Source organism: Vibrio sp. 1401 (genome assembly GCF_033340295.1).
On sequence record NZ_JAWOWF010000428.1, the window covers coordinates 1 to 663 of the forward strand.

Annotated in this window: 1 protein-coding gene; it reads left to right on the forward strand. The window is 37.9% G+C overall.

What is annotated here, in order from left to right; genetic code table 11:
• Positions 1-333: 333 nt before the first annotated feature.
• Positions 334-663: OmpP1/FadL family transporter (locus R7Z77_RS26040; RefSeq protein ID WP_318137136.1), on the forward strand; the 330-nt coding region annotated here is incomplete at its 3' end.

Genomic DNA, 663 nt, shown 5'->3' on the forward strand with positions numbered 1-663 from the left:
TTACAATACAGCCGTAGCTTCTAAGAAAATTCCTTATATTTAATGTAAGTAAACTCTATATAAAAGGCTGGATTTCCAGCCTTTTTTCTTATCTAACACTTATCGTCCGCTCAATTTGAGTGAACACGTGTATCTAAAAATCACAATTAGACCTCACAGGTGTTCGCTGAGTTTTTTTCATTCCACTATCATGGTTAGATTATAAAACCATAAACAAACAACAAATTAGAACAAAATACTAAATACATTCATGTTCCGGATTTTCATTTCTAAAGTAATAACTCTACCTTTAGACTTTTGCCCCACGTTATAATTAATTCAGCGAACATTAGAATGAAAACCAACAAGACTTTCCTATCAACAGCAGTAGCACTTAGCCTACTTGGCACTTCAGGCATGGCAAATGCAGCAGGCTTCCAATTAGCTGAATATTCTGCAACAGGTCTAGGTCGTGCTTACGCTGGTGAAGCAGCAATGGCTGACAACGCAAGTTCTCAATGGCGTAACCCAGCAATGCTTACTTACCTAGAGGGCACTCAAGTGTCTGTTGGTGCCATCTATGTAAATCCAAACATTGATATCAATGGTCAAACCACACTTAAGCATCCAGTAAATCAGAGTGTAATTAACTCCTCTTCAACCTCTTCAGATGACTTCGCACAT